Consider the following 678-nt stretch of genomic DNA (forward strand, 5'->3'; position numbering starts at 1 on the left):
CACGATGTTTAACTTGTCACCCAAGTTACGATGAACGTCTGCACCGGCATTACCAGCAAAGTTCAAGCCCTTGTTTTGCAACTCGGTCTTGGTGTTGTCAATCTTGCTGTTTAGCTCAGTCTTGGTGTTATTGATCGTGTTATTTAACTCAGTTTTAGTATCAGTAATTTGAGTGGTTAACTGATCTTTGGTATCTGTGATACGGTTACCCAAGTCTTTTTTAGCATCATCTAACTTGTTGTTGGTATCGGTAATCTTGTTATCCAGACCATCTTTAGTTTTGGTTAACTGGTCAACATTGACTGCATCTTTACCATTTACACCATCAGCAACGTTAGTAATAACTTTATTACCTGCATTGATGCCGTCTTTAGTGATGCTTGGGCCATCTTTGATGGTTAAGCCATTGTTGTTGAGTACGCTATCGCCAGTGGTGATGCTGTCGAACTTCGCATCTTTCAACAATTCGATCTTGATACCATCTGCTGTCGTACGGGTAATGACATTTTCACCGCTGGTCTTGTCTTCTGCTGTTGCAGCATCAGCACCACCCACGATGTTTAACTTGTCACCCAAGTTACGATGAACGTCTGCACCGGCATTACCAGCAAAGTTCAAGCCCTTGTTTTGCAACTCGGTCTTGGTGTTGTCAATCTTGCTGTTTAGCTCAGTCTTGGT

At 42.5% G+C, this 678-nt stretch carries 1 pseudogene; it reads right to left on the reverse strand.

The window, feature by feature from the left end:
• A pseudogene (locus IEV39_RS18365) lies at nt 1-678 on the reverse strand (YadA-like family protein); the annotation flags it as partial.

Origin of the sequence: Acinetobacter courvalinii, from assembly GCF_014635545.1 — a bacterium.
GTDB lineage: Bacteria > Pseudomonadota > Gammaproteobacteria > Pseudomonadales > Moraxellaceae > Acinetobacter > Acinetobacter courvalinii.